16 protein-coding genes are annotated in these 16,147 nt (G+C 32.5%); 12 read left to right on the top strand and 4 right to left on the bottom strand.

The window, feature by feature from the left end; translation table 11 throughout:
* The first annotated feature begins 36 nt into the window (after positions 1–36).
* Positions 37–402 (top strand): DoxX family protein, encoded by a 366-nt coding sequence (locus QEJ31_RS02960; RefSeq protein ID WP_280592305.1) that lies wholly within the window; start codon positions 37–39, stop codon positions 400–402.
* Between the two features lie 59 nt (positions 403–461).
* On the opposite strand, the gene QEJ31_RS02955 is transcribed toward QEJ31_RS02960, so the two are convergent.
* Both QEJ31_RS02955 and QEJ31_RS02950 read right to left on the bottom strand, forming a co-directional pair.
* Positions 462–599 (bottom strand): hypothetical protein, encoded by a 138-nt coding sequence (locus QEJ31_RS02955; RefSeq protein WP_280592304.1) that lies wholly within the window; start codon positions 597–599, stop codon positions 462–464.
* 99 nt (positions 600–698) lie between these two features.
* Positions 699–1,382 carry an L-threonylcarbamoyladenylate synthase gene (locus tag QEJ31_RS02950; protein ID WP_280592303.1) on the bottom strand — a complete coding sequence of 228 codons (684 nt, stop codon included), beginning with the start codon at positions 1,380–1,382 and terminating at the stop codon, positions 699–701.
* A gap of 183 nt (positions 1,383–1,565) precedes the next feature.
* Here QEJ31_RS02950 and nuoD point away from each other — a divergent pair, with 183 nt between their 5' ends.
* The 7 genes from nuoD to QEJ31_RS02915 all read left to right on the top strand — a co-directional run bounded on the left by nuoD (position 1,566) and on the right by QEJ31_RS02915 (position 9,741).
* Positions 1,566–3,269, top strand: coding sequence for an NADH dehydrogenase (quinone) subunit D (nuoD, locus tag QEJ31_RS02945; protein WP_280592302.1), 1,704 nt, complete (start codon positions 1,566–1,568; stop codon positions 3,267–3,269).
* 10 nt (positions 3,270–3,279) lie between these two features.
* Positions 3,280–3,798 (top strand): NAD(P)H-dependent oxidoreductase subunit E, encoded by a 519-nt coding sequence (locus tag QEJ31_RS02940; protein ID WP_280592301.1) that lies wholly within the window; start codon positions 3,280–3,282, stop codon positions 3,796–3,798.
* Between the two features lie 14 nt (positions 3,799–3,812).
* Positions 3,813–5,105 carry an NADH-quinone oxidoreductase subunit NuoF gene (gene nuoF / locus QEJ31_RS02935; protein WP_280592300.1) on the top strand — a complete coding sequence of 431 codons (1,293 nt, stop codon included), beginning with the start codon at positions 3,813–3,815 and terminating at the stop codon, positions 5,103–5,105.
* Between the two features lie 5 nt (positions 5,106–5,110).
* Positions 5,111–6,580 (top strand): 2Fe-2S iron-sulfur cluster-binding protein, encoded by a 1,470-nt coding sequence (locus tag QEJ31_RS02930; RefSeq protein WP_280592299.1) that lies wholly within the window; start codon positions 5,111–5,113, stop codon positions 6,578–6,580.
* A 13-nt stretch (positions 6,581–6,593) separates the two neighbouring features.
* On the top strand, positions 6,594–7,184 hold the full coding sequence (locus tag QEJ31_RS02925; RefSeq protein ID WP_280592298.1) for an NADH-quinone oxidoreductase subunit I: 591 nt from the start codon (positions 6,594–6,596) through the stop codon (positions 7,182–7,184).
* Between the two features lie 158 nt (positions 7,185–7,342).
* Positions 7,343–8,824, top strand: a complete 1,482-nt coding sequence (locus QEJ31_RS02920) for a metallophosphoesterase (protein WP_280592297.1) — start codon at positions 7,343–7,345, stop codon at positions 8,822–8,824.
* A gap of 278 nt (positions 8,825–9,102) precedes the next feature.
* Positions 9,103–9,741, top strand: a complete 639-nt coding sequence (locus QEJ31_RS02915) for a DUF4360 domain-containing protein (protein WP_280592296.1) — start codon at positions 9,103–9,105, stop codon at positions 9,739–9,741.
* 47 nt (positions 9,742–9,788) lie between these two features.
* Here QEJ31_RS02915 and QEJ31_RS02910 read toward each other — a convergent pair whose 3' ends face one another.
* Together QEJ31_RS02910 and QEJ31_RS02905 are read right to left on the bottom strand one after the other, a co-directional pair.
* Complete coding sequence (locus tag QEJ31_RS02910) at positions 9,789–10,766, bottom strand: SGNH/GDSL hydrolase family protein (RefSeq protein ID WP_280592295.1); 978 nt, start codon at positions 10,764–10,766, stop codon at positions 9,789–9,791.
* A gap of 27 nt (positions 10,767–10,793) precedes the next feature.
* Positions 10,794–12,530, bottom strand: a complete 1,737-nt coding sequence (locus tag QEJ31_RS02905; protein ID WP_280592294.1) for an AMP-binding protein — start codon at positions 12,528–12,530, stop codon at positions 10,794–10,796.
* A 272-nt stretch (positions 12,531–12,802) separates the two neighbouring features.
* On the opposite strand from QEJ31_RS02905, the gene flgM reads away from it, so the two are divergent.
* The 4 genes from flgM to flgL are packed head-to-tail and all read left to right on the top strand — an operon-like array spanning position 12,803 to position 16,141.
* On the top strand, positions 12,803–13,171 hold the full coding sequence (flgM, locus tag QEJ31_RS02900) for a flagellar biosynthesis anti-sigma factor FlgM (RefSeq protein WP_280592293.1): 369 nt from the start codon (positions 12,803–12,805) through the stop codon (positions 13,169–13,171).
* Positions 13,172–13,191: 20 nt separating this feature from the next.
* Complete coding sequence (gene flgN / locus QEJ31_RS02895) at positions 13,192–13,770, top strand: flagellar export chaperone FlgN (RefSeq protein WP_280592292.1); 579 nt, start codon at positions 13,192–13,194, stop codon at positions 13,768–13,770.
* Between the two features lie 9 nt (positions 13,771–13,779).
* Positions 13,780–15,207, top strand: a complete 1,428-nt coding sequence (gene flgK, locus QEJ31_RS02890) for a flagellar hook-associated protein FlgK (protein WP_280592291.1) — start codon at positions 13,780–13,782, stop codon at positions 15,205–15,207.
* A 25-nt stretch (positions 15,208–15,232) separates the two neighbouring features.
* Entirely contained in the window at positions 15,233–16,141 is a 909-nt protein-coding gene (gene flgL / locus QEJ31_RS02885) for a flagellar hook-associated protein FlgL (protein ID WP_280592290.1), read from the top strand.
* Positions 16,142–16,147: the final 6 nt, after the last annotated feature.

Below are 16,147 nucleotides of genomic sequence, written 5' to 3'. Positions count from 1 at the left end.
TGTAAAAATTTTTCATTTTTATTAAAGGAAAGTTACATGGCAAATTCAAAGACGTTAAGAATAGTATACTGGGTTGCAACTTTACCATTTGTTGCTGTCATGCTTTTTTCAGCTTACATGTATTTTACTTTTTCCCCCCAAGCTTTGGACGGCATTAGAAGTTTAGGATATCCTGTTTATTTATTAAAAATTTTAGGAACAGCAAAGTTACTTGGAAGTTTAGCAATATTATTTGGTTTTTTTAAAACATTAAAAGAATGGGCATATGCAGGTTTTGTTATTAATTTATTAGGAGCAGCAGCTTCGCATTATTTTGTCCATGATCCAATTATGAAAGTTTGTGCACCATTGTTTGTTCTTATTTTCGTACTTATTTCTTATATGCTTTGGAAGAAAAAATAATATTTATAAATTAAAAAAGAGAGTGTAAAGAAACACTCCCTTTTTTTGCATTTTAATTATTAGCGCAATGGCATTGCTTCTGAAACTTGCTCATTCGGCTGAACAACAGGTTGTTCAGAGCGTCTCAAAATCCTTGCACATGAAGTGCTTAAAAAACCTACAAGTAGAATTCCACAGATAAATTTACCTAGTTTCATAATTACCCTCCTAGTAATAAAAGCCTAGTTCGGGATATTACTTTATTAAAACATTTATGTAAAGTTTTGTTTTTAAAATAATCATTTAAAATAAATTTATTAATTTGTATTAAAAATACCAATTAAATCTAAATCAATTCCTCCGTCACGGATAAGAACTGGCGGTTCTTGTGAAAAATCAATTATAGAGGATACCTTTATTGGAATTTGTTCTCCATCGTCGATTGCAATATCTATTAAGTTCTTTGCTGCTTGATTCCAAATTTTATTTACGTCAGTCCACCAGAAATCATCTTTGGTATCCTCATTAAAATAATCTTGTTCTATGAGTTCCTCTTCATCAGTGACACTTGTAACAAGTAGAGGATGATCAAATTCTTTCACTATATTTTCAATAATGGGATGATTTGATATTCGCACTCCAACAGTTTTTCTTTTTGGACCAGCTGCAATTTTAGGAGTATTTTTTGAGCAGGGAAGAATAAGAGTGTAAGCGCCAGGCCATACTCGCGAAGCTAAACGAAAAATTTGTGTTGAGAGGTACGCCACTTTGCTTACCTGCGAAATATCTTTGCAAAGTAAACTAAATGGTTTATTTTTTGGGTGTCCTGGGCGAAGTTTTAAAAATTTTTCATGAGTGCTATCTAAAGAAGCACTTCCTAAATAACAAAATCCTGTTTCACTCGGTGAAAGGATGATCCCTCCGCCGTCAATTATTTCGATCACTTTTTTGATCTGCCTTTTATCAGGATTCTTTTGATGTATGCTTAAAAATTGAGTCATGAGATTGCCTTCTTTCTCATTATGAGAGAATGAACTTTTACAATGTGAAAATGAGTTTGTCATTTTATCTTTTTTGGTTGCTTGAGATTCTTTCACATTTTGTTGAAGGCAAGTTGACATATGTTTTGTTATGAATTCTTATGGCACCGAAAATGTAGCACGCCAGGGGAGGATATATCCGAGATGGATGCTTTTTACGCTACTATTATTGATGATTTAAAAAAAATTGTTGCTGCTGATTCTTGGCAGTTTGAGGAAAGAGAGCAGTTTGCTCAGGAGCAAACGCTTATCATCCCAAAAGAAAAAATTGTGGAAGTTATGTTTTGTTTAAGAGACAAACATCATTTTCAATTTCTTATTGATGTTACTGCGGTAGATTGGCCTCAGCGTAACAAACGTTTTGATGTCGTGTATCATTTACTCGCTCCTGTAGAAAAAAAACGATTGCGTGTAAAATGTCATGTTGGTGAGCAAGAATCTATCTCTACTATTCAACATATATGGAAAAGTGCTAATTGGGCAGAGCGCGAAACTTGGGATATGTTTGGAGTACAATTTGCAGGTCATCCAGACTTGCGTCGCATCTTAACGCATCATGAATTTCAAGGGCATCCTCTTAGAAAAGACTATCCTGCTGATAAAAATCAATCCATGCGTGGTGAAGCATTAGAAAATACTTTTGACAAAGATCGTGAACGTCTGATGAAAAAGTATGATCATGAAGATCTTATGTGGATAAACATTGGTCCAGCACATCCTGCAACTCATGGTACTTTACGTTTTATGTCCGTTATTGACGGTGCTGAACGTATAAAAGAAATGGATGTGGAAATTGGTTATTTGCATAGATGTTTTGAAAAAATGTGTGAAACTCATAATTATAATCAAGTCATTCCATATACTGATAGATTAAATTATTGTTCTGCACCAATGAATAATAGTGCATTTTGTGAAACAGTTGAAAAACTAATTGGGGTTAAAGTACCACCAAGAGCACAAGTAATGCGCATGATTATTGATGAGCTATCCAGAATAATAGATCACTATGTTTGTATAGGAGCAAATTTAGTAGATTTAGGAGCAATCACAGGCTTTTTCTACTTATTTGAAGAGCGTGAATTAGTTTATTCATTATTTGAAAAATTATGTGGAGCCAGATTAACTGTTTCTTTAATGCGTATTGGCGGAATGGGATTTGATATTCCCGAAGGCTGGTTAGCTGAATGTGAAAGAGTAGTCGACAGTATTGAAAAAAAACATATGGATGTTGAATCTCTCGTAACAAATAACAGAATTTTTGTGCAACGGACAAAAGGATCTGGAATATTACCAAAAGATCTTGCCGTTCAGTTTGGATATACGGGACCTTGTTTAAGAGCCACAGGTTTTGAATACGATATCAGAAAAGAAGAACCTTATTGGATGTACGATCAAGTTGATTTCGACATACCAGTAGGAACAAATGGTGATACCTATGATCGTTACCTTGTTCGAATGGAAGAGGTTCGACAAAGTATTAAAATTTTGCGTTGGTGCTTTAAAAACATGCCTGATGGACCAATAAATGTTCCAAATAAAAATATTGTGTTACCTTCTAAAAAAGATGTTTACGGTAACATTGAAGGATTGATGAATCATTTTATGCTAATTATAAATGGAATCCAACCTCCAAAAGGTGAGGTATATCACAGACACGAAGCTGCAAATGGTGAGCTCGGTTTTTATGTGATTTCTGACGGCAGTGGAAACCCTTATAGAGTAAAATGTCGTGCTCCTTGTTTTTCTATCTTAAGTGGATTCCCAACAATGGTGCATGGAAATTTCTTAGCTGATGCAGTGTCAGCACTTGGAAGTATCAATATTATTGCAGGCGAACTTGATAGATAAGGGGCAATTTATGCCAGTTTTTTCTCCAGAATTGATCAAAATAATTGAGGGATTTGTCAAGCGTTATGAAACTAAACGCTCAAGCATTTTGCCTATCTTGCATGCTATCCAAGATGAAAAAGATTGGATTTCTGATGCAGATGTAAATGAGTTAGAAAAACAATTTGGCCTTTCAGCTGTTGATGTAAGAGAAGTTTTAACTTTTTATACAATGTATCGAAAAAGTCCGCCAAAACCATATCGATTTGAAATTTGTAAAAGTATTTCATGTTGGTTGATGGGGGCAAATGACACCATTAAAGCAGTAAAATATGAAATTGAAAAAGCGCAGAAAGAAGGAAGAGATCTTCCTTTTGAAGTGCATGGTGTAGAATGTTTAGGGCAATGTGGTTACGCTCCATCAACTTTAATAAATAAAGATCGACACAATAACGTAACACCTGAAAAAGCTCTTGCTCTAATTAAAGAATATAGTGCAAAAGAATTGCCAAAAGCAGCAATCAATTGTGCAAATAATTTGAAGAAATAAAAGGAGACTGTTTCATGCCAGTTATTACAAACGAATACCAAGGCCGGAAGCCTGATGAGTATCGTATATTGCTTGGACTTGAAGGTCATCCAGACGCGCGTAGCATTAAGACGTATAAAGAAAAAGCAAACGGCTATAAAGCATTAGAAAAAGTTTTAAAAGGTGGGATGACATCTGAAGATGTCATTAATACTGTGAAAGCTTCTGGATTGAGAGGTCGTGGTGGAGCAGGTTTTCCAACCGGTTTAAAATGGAGTTTTGTTCCAAAAGGTGCTGGAGAAAAATATTTAATTACAAATTTTGATGAAGGCGAACCTGGGACTTATAAAGATTGCTACATAGCAGAAGTTACACCTCATTCCTTAGTAGAAGGAAAAATTATTGCTTCTTATGCGATTGGTGCACATAAAAGTTATATTTATGTGCGTGGTGAATTTTATAATGAAATTAAATGGTGTGAACAAGCCATTCGAGAAGCATATGATGCTGGTTACTTAGGTGAGAATATTATGGGTTCTGGATTTACACATCATATGGATGTTTATTCCGGAGCTGGTGCATATATTTGTGGAGAAGAAACTGGTCTAATTTCCTCATTAGAAGGGAAAAAAGGACAGCCTAAATTAAAACCTCCCTTTCCGGCAGTAAAAGGTTATTTAGGAAAACCTACGGTTGTAAACAACGTTGAATCTCTTGCAGTAGTTCCATGGATTATCAATAATGGAGCCGATGCATATAAAAAATTCGGAACTGAAAAATCACCAGGAACTAAATTATTTAATGTGAGTGGTCCAATTGCGCGTCCTGGTTGTTATGAAATACCTTTAGGTTACCCTCTCATGCGGTTTTTAAATGAAGATTGTGGTGGACTTATCCAAGGTAAAAAATTGAAAGCAGTGATTCCTGGAGGGTCATCTGCACCTGTTCTTACTGCCAAAGAATGTGAATCTGTTACGTTAGATTATGAATCCATAGCAGCTGCGGGATCAATGTTAGGCTCGGGGGCGATTATTGTAATTCCTGAAGATGTTCGCATGCCAGATGTTTTAGAAAATTTAATGGATTTCTATTCGCATGAGTCTTGTGGGCAATGTACTCCATGCCGTGAAGGAACTGGTTGGTTGTATAAAATGTCAAAACACATATTGAAAGGAAATGCTTCTAGAGCAGACTTTCAAAGAATTAATACTGTTGCAAATAATATGCGAGGCAAAACCATTTGCGTTCTTTCAGATGCCGCTGCGGATCCTGCAAGAGCAATCATTGCAAAATTTGCACATGAATTTGAACCATATTTAAAAGGATAACTATAATGTCAGAAACTGTTACGTTAACAATTGATGGCAAAGAAATTTCTGTCCCAAAAGGAACTTCGGTTATTGAAGCTACCGAACTATTAGGAATTGAAGTTCCTAGATTTTGTTGGCACCCAGGTCTTTCTGTGGCAGGAGTTTGCCGTTTTTGTATGGTTAAAATTGAAGGCATGCCTAAGTTACAAATTGCATGTAATACGACTTGTACTGAAGGTATGAAAGTAACAACAACAAGTGATGATGTAAAAGATGCGCATAAATGGGCGCTTGAATTTCATTTGATCAATCATCCACTTGATTGCCCAATTTGCGATCAAGCAGGCGAATGTGAATTGCAAAACTACTATATGAAAGTTGGTAAATACACATCACAAATGGATGAAGACAAGGTATTGAAGCCAAAAGCTCTTGATGTTGGGGACAATCTAGTCTTGGATACTGAACGTTGTATACTTTGCTCACGTTGTGTTCGATTTGAAGATGAAGTAACAAAGACAAGTTCTTTAGGTATTTTTAATCGTGGGGATCATTCTGTAATTGGAACGTTTCCTATTAGAAAAATACAACACAATTATAGCTACAATATTGTTGATATTTGTCCAGTTGGAGCATTCACTGCAAAAGATTTTCGTTTCAAATGTCGTGTTTGGTTTTTAAGTGAAACTAAAACAATATGCCCTGGTTGTTCAACTGGCTGTAACGTTACTTTATATCAAAACAAGAACCAAAGGCAGTATTATCGCTTAAAACCAAGAAAAAATAAAGATGTAAATGGGCATTGGATGTGTGATTATGGTCGGACTATGTACGATCATTTAAATGCTGAAGAAAGATTAGCTGTTCCGTTAGCTGGAGGTAAATCGCTAGCTTGGACTGATGTTAATAAAAAACTAACTGAAAAACTTCTTCCTTATAAAGGAAAGTCTGAAAAAGTAGCTTTAGTATTAACTCCACAATATACCAATGAAGAATATCAAGTTATTTTTGAAACTTTAAAAAATGTTATTGGTGCTCAATTTAAAACATACGTTTGGCGAGATCCCAATGAAAAACTAAATGATTTTGATGGAATTTTATTTCGAGGTGATAAAAATCCGAATACTGCAGGTTTGAAACAAATATTAGAAAATCAAAGTATAAATGCTGTATCCTTAGGAGACAGTTTCGCTCCTCTTGCAGAACAACATGCGGAAGTTATTTTTGTTTTTGGTCCAGAAATTGAAAAATCTTATACCCAATTTGCAAATGAAATGAATCGTTTTACTGAATTACAAAATGTAATTTACTTTGGCTCTTCTAAAAATCCAGCTACCAAAAAGTTTTCCTTGGTTATACCGACAAAAGTTTTTGCTGAAAAAAATGGAACATTTGTTAATTACAACGGCGTGAATCAAAAATTAAAGGCGAATCCACCTGTATTTCCAGCAATGTTAGGTATTGAAGATATTTTTTCTGCAATAAAAATATAAGAGGCAAAAGAGTATGGGATATATAAATGTATCTAAAGATCCACAGAAGAGTTTAAAGAATGGTTACTTAACAACAACGTTACTTGGATTGGGTCAGACTATATCAACTTTTGCAAAGCAACTCTTAAAACTTGAAGAGTCTGTTACTGTCCAATGGCCGGAAGTAGAATATAAATACTCTGAACGTTTTAAGGGAGCGCATTTTTTAACGAAACGCCCCAATGGTGAGGTGCGTTGTACTGCTTGCTTTTTGTGTGCAACAAATTGTCCAGCGCAATGCATTACAATTGTTGCGGGTCAGGCAAAAGATAGCGGTATTGAAAAATTTCCAGTTCGATTTGAAATTGACATTCTGCGTTGTGTGTTTTGTGGATATTGTGAAGAAGCATGTCCCGTTGATGCTATTCGTTTAGGCTCAGAATATTCTATGGCTGGCATGCCTGAACAAAAATGGGTTTATACAAAAGATTATTTGTTAAACAGACCTGAAAATAAAAAACGCTTAGGTGACAAGCAAATTTCCCGCAAAGATGAAAATACAAAAGATGATTCTGTAAAAAGTCAGTTACCAAATATTCATCGTTCTCCCTCTTCTCACCATTAAAAAGTTTATAATTTTTATATATTTGTGTTAAAGAAATAAAAATTATAAATTTATTTCTTCTACTTTCTTGAAATTTAAAAAATTTAAGTATAGATATTTTTGTGTTTATTTAATATAAACACAAAATTTTTTATTATAGTTTAGGAAAAGTGAAGTAAATGAAAAAAGTTAATTTAATTGCAATGCTCTCTTTATTCGCGGTTTCTTGTTCAACAAAATCAAATGACTATCAGGCTGAAAAAGAAAAAAATATATTAGCTGTAAGTGATATTCATTACAATCCTTTTTCTCTTTGTGATACTGAAAAAGCAGAAAATAAATTGAGTGCTGTTGATAGTAAGTGTAACGCTCTAATGAAAGAATTAAATTCTTCTAAAGCAGAAGAATGGGATAATATTTTTGCGAAGTATTTAACTACTGAAAAAATTTCTTCATTAAAAACAAATACAAATCATAGTCTATATCAAAAATTTCTTGTTCAATTAGAAACAGTAGCAAAATCAGAAAATATTGATTTTGTAGTTATTTTAGGAGATTTCTTAACTCATGGTTTCCACCAAAAGTTAAATGATTATGCTAAATTAACACAACAAAATGAAATTGAATCTTTTATTAAAAAGACTTTTGAATACATTAGCTTAACTGTGAATGCAAAACTTCCTAAAGATGTAGAAGCCTTTCCTGTCATAGGCAATAATGACTCCTATGGTGCTAATTACAAGTTTGATAATCCAAATACTTCAAGCTTTTATAAAGATTTGTCAATTATTTGGGGAAGTAACGCAAAGCAATTATTAAAATCAAAAACTTTTGTATCTGAAGGTGGTTACTACTCTATAAATCTTAATGATAAAAAATTATCAATTGTTGCATTAAATACTAATATGTTGTCAAAAAAGGCTCATGCAGATGCAGGCGTTGATATCGATTCTAGTGCAAAAAATCAATTAAATTGGCTAAGCGATTTACTAAATACTCCTAAAAAAACAGACAGTAATGAAAAAGCTACAAGTGATAATAAAGATGAATCACGTATTCCTGAAGAAAATAAAGTTTTAGTTATTTCTCATATTCCAAATGGAATTGATGGATATGCTTCGTCAGTTGCTAATGATGGTTCAGCAGTGCCTTTTTGGAGAGAATTACATTCTAATTCTTATTTAAATATCCTAAAAACCAATTCAGAAAAAATTTCTACGATTTTAGTAGGGCATACTCATCATGATGGGTTTCAAAAATTAGATGATACAAAAAAGCTATACTCATCATCAGTTCCATCTTTAACTGCAGTAAGAAACAATCCTGGATTTAAAGTTTTTAAACTTAATAAGGAAAATGTTTTGGTCAATTCAACAGTCCATTATTATGATCTCAATGAACAAAAATGGGCAGAAAATCCAAAACCATTTACTGAATTTAGCCCAAGTGCTGGGCATGTTTCTCATGGTTATGAAATTTTATTAGATGCATGGTCTAAAGATACAGATCAAGCGGATGAACATTATTTAAAACGTTTTGTCTTAAATGCAGATCATTCTGATCTTGTGCAAAGATGGAAACATTATGTTTGTGCTGCTGGAAGTGGTATGACAATTAAAGATTTTAATGATTGTTATAAAAAGGTAACTGAGAAAAAGTAATTTAGAATTTTTTTAAAATCCATTTTCTGATTTAGTAAAATGGATTTTTATTTTTTAAAAAAGTATTTTCATAAAAATAGATAAAAATTAATTCCTTTTGTTAGCATAAATAAAAAATAAATAAAATACAAATTTGCAGAAACTTCTGGACAAGTAAAAAAATAATTGATAATTATTTTCATTCAAAGAATTGTCGTTAAATTTTCTATAGTTTTCTTAGTCATGCTAATCAATAATTGCAGGTGCAGTTACCTTGATTGGCATTGGAGGTTAATTGTATGAAGTTAGTTAGTGCTCTTTTTGGTTCTATTTTTGCACTTGGTTTCACTGTTTCTGCAATGGCTGATGTTCCTCCTTATGTTACAATTCCACCAGTAGTGAATGGTCAACCAAACCCGTCCTATGGTGGCAGTGGTTGTCCAGCGGGTTCAGCGCGCGCAGTTGTTGCGCCTGATATGAAGTCTTTTACTATGATATTTGATAAATATGTTGTAAATGCTGCTGGTTCAAATTCACTGGATAGAAAAAACTGTCAGATATTAATTAATTTTCAATTTCCACAGGGTTGGTCTTATTCTATAGCAAGAATGGATTATCGTGGTTTTTACAATTTAAGCGCAGGATCTTATGGTTCTCAACAAGCCCTATATTATTTCCAAGGAAATCTTCAACAAGCGCGTTTAAATACTGTTTTTAGAGGTCCTACTTCTGGTGATTATACTATTAGTGATACTCTAGGAATTAATAACTTAGTTTGGTCACCTTGTGGTTCATTGAGTGGATTGAATGTCAATACTTCTTTAATAGCGCAAGTTGGTCCAAATAATCCAAATGGCTATGCAACATTAACTACGGATTCTGCTGATGGTAGTGTGCAAACAACTTATGCTTTACAATGGCAAAGATGCTCACACTAAAATGTTTTATAAATTAATTTAAAAGAAAAGTATCAGTATTTTTTCATTTAATTTAATTCGGAACAAAATTTATCAGTTAAATTATTGTTACTATTTAGCTGATATTTTTCTTTTAATACTTTTTCTACTTCTATAGCTGCAAAACAATGAACTTTTGTTGTTGGATGCACAAGATCCCAAAATAAATATTCTTTTGAATTATTGCAACTTTCATTTGGAATAGCAGGCTTACTGGGAACTCCAACGTAACAAGCATTTTTGATATTTGCTATAAAATATCTTCCTGGATTTTGTCTTACTCTATTTAAAAATTCATTAGAATCAAAGTAGATTAAATTAATATCTTTATTTTCTTCGCTAAAATTAGTAACTTTTTTCATTAACATATAGTTCTCAAATCTGCTGATATTAGATAAAATCCATTTCATTTTTTTAAAACTATCAATTTCTGTGGTTAATGCTATGTTTCCTAAATCAGGAATATTTGCTATGAAAATGTTTTTAGCGCCAATTTTTTTTAATTTTTCTAAACTTACTAAAATATCTTCTGTTAAACCATACAACGAATTAAATGTATCTATAGGTTCTTTGATATTCATTTTGAAAATATTATTTGCTCCAGCCCAAATAAAAAATAAAGTGTTATTTAAATCACTTTTTTTATTATCTTGTTCAAATTTATCGATTTGATTAATTAATGAAATTGCTTCTGGATACTTTGGATTTTTACCAGATGTTAATGCTCCTAAATAAGCATAGTTTACCATTATAAAATTATTTTCTAGAGCTATATATTCTAACCATATTTTGCCATTACTTGCTCTTCCGGCAAAATATGGTTTCAATGGCATTGGATTTGAAGTATCTTTAGAAGCATTTAAATAGTTACCATTATCAGATAAACTATCTCCAAATACTACAATTTTATGAATTGCTATATTAGTATTTTTGTTATCTGCTATAACTGGAATTTTATAGAAAATCAAAAGATTAATTAGGATCAAAAATTTTTTAAAATTTCTCATTATTCACCAGCTTCTAAAGTTTCAAATTTATATTTTTTTAATAGACTCTTCTCGTAAGTTTTTTCGTAGAATTTTTCCTATCGGAGATTTTGGTAGCTCTGTTCTAAATTCTATTTGTTTTGGTACTTTATAGCTCGTCATGAACTTATGACAATGTTCTAAAACGTTTTCTTTTGTTAGAGAGTTATCTTTTTTTACAATAAATGCTTTAACGGCTTCATTTGTTTTCTCGTTGGGAACTCCAATAACTGCAACCTCACCAACTCCAGCTAGTTTTGCGATACAATCTTCGACTTCATTCGGATAAACATTGAAACCACTGACTAAAATCATATCTTTTTTCCGATCAACTATTTTAATATATCCATCATTATCCATAACACCAATATCGCCAGTTAATAACCATTCACCTTTCAGACATTTTGAACTTTCCTCAGGTCTTTGCCAGTAGCCTTTCATTACTTGTGGTCCTCGAACGGCAATTTCACCTGCATCACCTATCTGCACAGGAATTCCCTCATCATTTAATAATACTACATCTGTACTTGGCATGGGAATACCGACTGTGTCTCCTTTAATTATTCCATTTATAGGATTAAAGGTAACAACGGGAGAAGCTTCTGTAAGGCCAAAACCTTCAACCACAATTGTTTTGGTAACAAGATTCCATCTTTCTGCTACAGCTTTATGTAAAGCTGCACCGCCAGCTATTGAAGCTTTTAGATCTTTCGGAGGATTTTCAGCAAACCATTTTTCATTTAATAGTCCGTTAAATAAAGTATTTACACCTGAAATCCATGTGATTTTTTTCATAGAAAATGCTTTTTCTAAATTTTTTAGAGGTCTTGGATTTGGAATTAAAATACTTTCGCCACCACAATAATAAAAAGTTATTAAATTAACAGTGAAAGCAAAGATATGATACAAAGGTAATACCGACAAAATATGTTCATTTCCTGGTTCAATTTTTGATTTCCCCATTTCAACAATTTGATACATATTTGCCATGAGATTTTTATGAGTTAACATTGCGCCCTTGCTAACACCAGTCGTTCCTCCTGTATATTGCAAAGCGCATAAATCGTCTTGTGTGATATTACTCCAATATTTATGTGGATTTAATTGTTTTGCTTTTTGAATTTTTATTCCTTTATGGAGAGCTGATGCAATTCTTGTTGCATAAACTTCGCATTTTGGAATTTGCTTTTTTACAAATTTTAATACTGAATGAACAATGGTTTTTTTCAAAATAGGAAAAAAATCGACAACACTTACTAAAATCACGTTTTCAATACTTGTATTGGGTACAACTTCTTTTAATTTATCTGCAAACATATCAATTATAATTAAAACTTTTGCACCACTATCCTTAAATTGATGCTGCATTTCATAAGCTGTGTATAAGGGGTTCGCATTAACTAAGACGCATCCTGCTTTAAAAACTCCAAATACTGCAATTGGGTAAGACAAACAATTGGGCAATTGAATTGCTACTCTATCGCCCTTTGCGAGCTTTAACTCTTCACGCAAATAAACAGCGAATGCATCTGAATATAATTCAATTTCAGAATATGAAAGTTTACTTTCCATTCCGTTATGCAGAACCATGCTGCAGGCAATTTTATCTTTCCATTTTGCGGAGCTGCGAGTTACCATATCGGCTAAATTTGCAAATTCAAATTGACCTAAGTCTAGATTTGTTCCTGGTCCATAGTTTTTTTGCCAAGGTCGCTCTTTGCATTCAATTACCTGATCCACCATCATCTGTCTCCTCTATCTAGCATTTGGTGAATTGTATAAAATCATGCTGAAACGTCAATTTCAATACTGAAATTATTATATATTTAATTTGAGTTGTTATAAAAAATATTGATTAATTTTTTTTGCAGGAATTGTTGAATGAGATTTTTGCCTACTTTAAAGAAACAAATGTGTATTGTTACCTAACTTAAGTATAATTTGACTGGTACTCTTTTTTCCTCTAAAGATTTTAAAATTTAAGGTACTCTAAAGCAAACCTTTATAAGGAGGGCTTTATGGCAGTGAATGGAGTAAAGAACTCTGCAAATTTAGCAAATGCTATTCAAAGTGCAGATTCTGGAAAAGTGGATAAACCGGATAAGGCTAATATAAAAAATGCAGCCGCAAATTATGCAAAAGCTGCAACTCCTCCCGGTATTAAAGAAGCAGCAAACGTACAAATATCACAAAAAGCTAAAGAGATGAGTTTAGCTAAAAAAATTGCTGAAGAATCACCTGATTTAAGAGAAGATAAAATTGCATATTTTAAAGATCTTATTGATAAAGGTGAATATAAAGTGGATTCTGAAAAAGTTGCGAGTGCAATGGTTAGAGAAGCTATGCGTGATGAATTAGCGAAAGATCCAGGTGTTGTTTTTAGATAATTTATATAAAGTGAAAAGTTATGGAAGAATTAATTGCTCTGCTTTCACAATTTAATGATATATTAAAAAAGCAAATAACTAATTATACAGAATATTTACCAATTTTAGAAGAAGAAGAGTTTGCAATTACAAATTATGATTTATCTGCATTAGAAAAAATTGTTATAGTAAAAGATCAACATTCAAGAATATCTCAATCGTTAGAACAAAGAAGGGTAGCTATTTTAAGAAAAATATGTTACATGATAGCTTTTGATCCCAGAGGTCAAAAACTTTCCCTAAATTTATTTAAAATCACATTTAAAAAATATCTCGATAATATCAAAAATTTGGTAAATGAAGTTACTTATAAAAAAATTTTGGAAGAAGAAGAAAATATTCTTCATACAGCGACTGAGTTTGAAAACTTATTTGAAACTGTTTATCCAAGAATTTATAGAAATCAGATTATTTTAAAAAAACTTCTTAGAAACATAACATTATCTATTAATTTATTTCAGTCCGAAGCTGATGTTGGAATGAATTATGACAATCTTGGGAAGGCGCATTCTAGTGCTAATAAAAATACGGTAAATTCTTCAATGCGGATAAAAGCTTAAAGGAACAGAATGGTTGCTACTTTAAATCACATTTTAAATATGGGTAGTGAATCTCTCCAAAACTCTAGGGTAGGGGTAGATGTAACAGGACATAATATTTCTAATGCACAAACGCCTGGCTATAGCAGACAAGTTGTGAATTTGGAAACGAAATGGCCAATTGAATATGGGTATCATGTTTTTGGTGATGGTTCTAGAATACAAAGTATTCGCAGAGCACATGATAAATTTATAGAAGGACAGTTAAGACGAGAAGTTCAAGAGCAAAGTAGGACTGAAACTTTATCAGATGGATTAAAAAAATTAGAAAGTTTTTTTAATCCTGATTTAACTTCAACAATTCGCGATAGATTTACAAGTTTTGTCAACTCTATTCGAGAGTTATCAAATTTCCCTGAGGAACCTTCAGTTAGAATTAATACGATAGAAAGTGGTAAAGCTTTAGCTCAATCCTTTAATTCAACCCATGCAAATATTGTTCAAGTACAAACAGATGCGAATGAAGAAATACGCCAAAATATTAATTTGGTAAATCAAAAAATTGCTGAAGTAGCAAAACTAAACAGACAAATTAGAGAAATGGGGGCGGGAAATCTTTCTGATGTTAATGATCTTGAAGATAGAAGAGATAAATTAATTAAAGAAATTGGTTCTATTGTTGATATAAATGCCTATAAAGATAGTAATGATCAAATAACTTTACGTGGGCCAGGTGAAAGTTTGCTCGTTGAAGGAGGACTTTCTTCCCGATTTATGCTTGAAGATATCTATACAGTAAATAGTATGCCTAATGTTGTTGTATCTGAATTTGAAAAAGAGCGTTACTTTGATATGACACATTTAATAAAAACTGGAAAAATGGGTGCTTTACTGCAAATTAGAGATAAATATGCGCAAAATCTTCGAAATGAAGTAAATTCATTAGCGAAAGGATTTGGAGATTCTTTTAATGATGTTCACGTCAAAGGATATGGCGTTAATGACATGAAAGAAACAAATGGGAGAGTATTTTTTGAAGGATTAAATGGTCCTGGTGAACCAGCACAAGACATAGAAGTTTCATTAGGAATTGTTTATAATCCTAATGCTATTGGAGCTGCATTGTCTACAACAACTCCTGGTGACAATGTTGTTGCAAATAAACTTGTTAAATTATTTTATGAACCATTATTTGATGATGAAACAACTACAATAACTGGTATTTATGATAAAATGATAAGTAAAATTGGTATTGCAGCATTAAAAACAAAAGAAGAAGCTACTGCTTCACAAATTGTTTTTGATCGTTTAAAAGCACAAAGAGAAAGTGTGGCAGGTGTTTCTTTAGACGATGAAGCTGCGAATCTTTTAAAATACCAACATTTATTTACGGCAAGTTCACGTGTCGTAACAACAGCGGATGAAATGTTTAAAACTGTATTGGATTTAAAAAGGTAATGATAGAGGTTTTTAAGGAGTTTATATGCCTGTAAATCCACGAATATCAGAGCAATATAGATACGGATCAACTTTAGATAGAATAGGAACAGTAAAAAATATTGCAGATGATGTTCATGAAACAGCTGTTTCTGCAAGAAAATTAAAAAGAATTAGCGATGATCCTGTTGCTACTATAAGAGTTTTACGGAATAGAACTCGTATTTCTAATTTAGATCAATATAGAAAATCCTTAGATTTCGGTCGGGGTTATCTTGCTAAAACTGAAGACGCTTTAACTTCAATATATGAATCATTAATTCGTGCAAAAGAATTATCTATTCAACAATCAAATAATATTTATGATGATGCATCAAGAAAAGCGGTTGCAGAAGAAATTCGGCAAATTTTAAATCATGTCATTATATTAGGTAACACAACTTATGGGGACAAATATGTTTTCGGGGGCTTTCAAACAACTCAGCCTCCTATCTCACCAGATGGTCATTATTTAGGTGATGATGGATACATTTTTATTCAGGTAGATGAGGATAGTTTTAGACCAATCAATGTCAGTGGAAGAATGGTTTTTGATGTTCCAGGTGGGATGGAAGGAAAACGTCCACCATTAGTGAATATTTTACAAAATATGTATGAGTCTCTTTTTGCATGGGATAAAGATCAACTGCATCAATCCATGGTTGATCTAGATAGTGCAATGAACTCTGTCGTTACTGCAACAGCTTCTTTAGGGGCAAGACGTGTTGCTTTAGAGGATGTTTCCGAGCGACTTGACAGAGGAGAATCTCAATTACATAGCGACAATAACAATTTAGAAGGTGCTGATTTAGTGAAATCAGCATTAGATTTAAAACGTGCTGAAACAGCGCTTAATTTTACATTACAAGCTAGTTCTAAAATGCTTACACCTTCCTTGCTCGAATTTCTTAAATAATTTATA

Source organism: Pigmentibacter sp. JX0631 (genome assembly GCF_029873255.1).
Taxonomy (GTDB): Bacteria; Bdellovibrionota_B; Oligoflexia; order Silvanigrellales; family Silvanigrellaceae; genus Silvanigrella.
The sequence above is the reverse complement of the archived record's forward strand: the minus strand, read 5'-3'. Positions and strand labels throughout refer to the sequence as shown.

Bases quoted from the DNA above. Each gene is read 5' to 3' on its own strand.
- QEJ31_RS02925 (WP_280592298.1), top strand. From the start codon at position 6,594: ATGGGATATATAAATGTATCTAAAGATCCACAGAAGAGTTTAAAGAAT.
- QEJ31_RS02930 (WP_280592299.1), top strand. From the start codon at position 5,111: ATGTCAGAAACTGTTACGTTAACAATTGATGGCAAAGAAATTTCTGTC.
- QEJ31_RS02920 (WP_280592297.1), top strand. From the start codon at position 7,343: ATGAAAAAAGTTAATTTAATTGCAATGCTCTCTTTATTCGCGGTTTCT.
- QEJ31_RS02905 (WP_280592294.1), bottom strand. From the start codon at position 12,530: ATGATGGTGGATCAGGTAATTGAATGCAAAGAGCGACCTTGGCAAAAA.
- nuoF (WP_280592300.1), top strand. From the start codon at position 3,813: ATGCCAGTTATTACAAACGAATACCAAGGCCGGAAGCCTGATGAGTAT.
- QEJ31_RS02915 (WP_280592296.1), top strand. From the start codon at position 9,103: ATGAAGTTAGTTAGTGCTCTTTTTGGTTCTATTTTTGCACTTGGTTTC.
- nuoD (WP_280592302.1), top strand. From the start codon at position 1,566: ATGGATGCTTTTTACGCTACTATTATTGATGATTTAAAAAAAATTGTT.
- QEJ31_RS02955 (WP_280592304.1), bottom strand. From the start codon at position 599: ATGAAACTAGGTAAATTTATCTGTGGAATTCTACTTGTAGGTTTTTTA.
- flgN (WP_280592292.1), top strand. From the start codon at position 13,192: ATGGAAGAATTAATTGCTCTGCTTTCACAATTTAATGATATATTAAAA.
- QEJ31_RS02960 (WP_280592305.1), top strand. From the start codon at position 37: ATGGCAAATTCAAAGACGTTAAGAATAGTATACTGGGTTGCAACTTTA.
- flgM (WP_280592293.1), top strand. From the start codon at position 12,803: ATGGCAGTGAATGGAGTAAAGAACTCTGCAAATTTAGCAAATGCTATT.
- flgK (WP_280592291.1), top strand. From the start codon at position 13,780: ATGGTTGCTACTTTAAATCACATTTTAAATATGGGTAGTGAATCTCTC.
- QEJ31_RS02910 (WP_280592295.1), bottom strand. From the start codon at position 10,766: ATGAGAAATTTTAAAAAATTTTTGATCCTAATTAATCTTTTGATTTTC.
- QEJ31_RS02940 (WP_280592301.1), top strand. From the start codon at position 3,280: ATGCCAGTTTTTTCTCCAGAATTGATCAAAATAATTGAGGGATTTGTC.
- flgL (WP_280592290.1), top strand. From the start codon at position 15,233: ATGCCTGTAAATCCACGAATATCAGAGCAATATAGATACGGATCAACT.
- QEJ31_RS02950 (WP_280592303.1), bottom strand. From the start codon at position 1,382: ATGACTCAATTTTTAAGCATACATCAAAAGAATCCTGATAAAAGGCAG.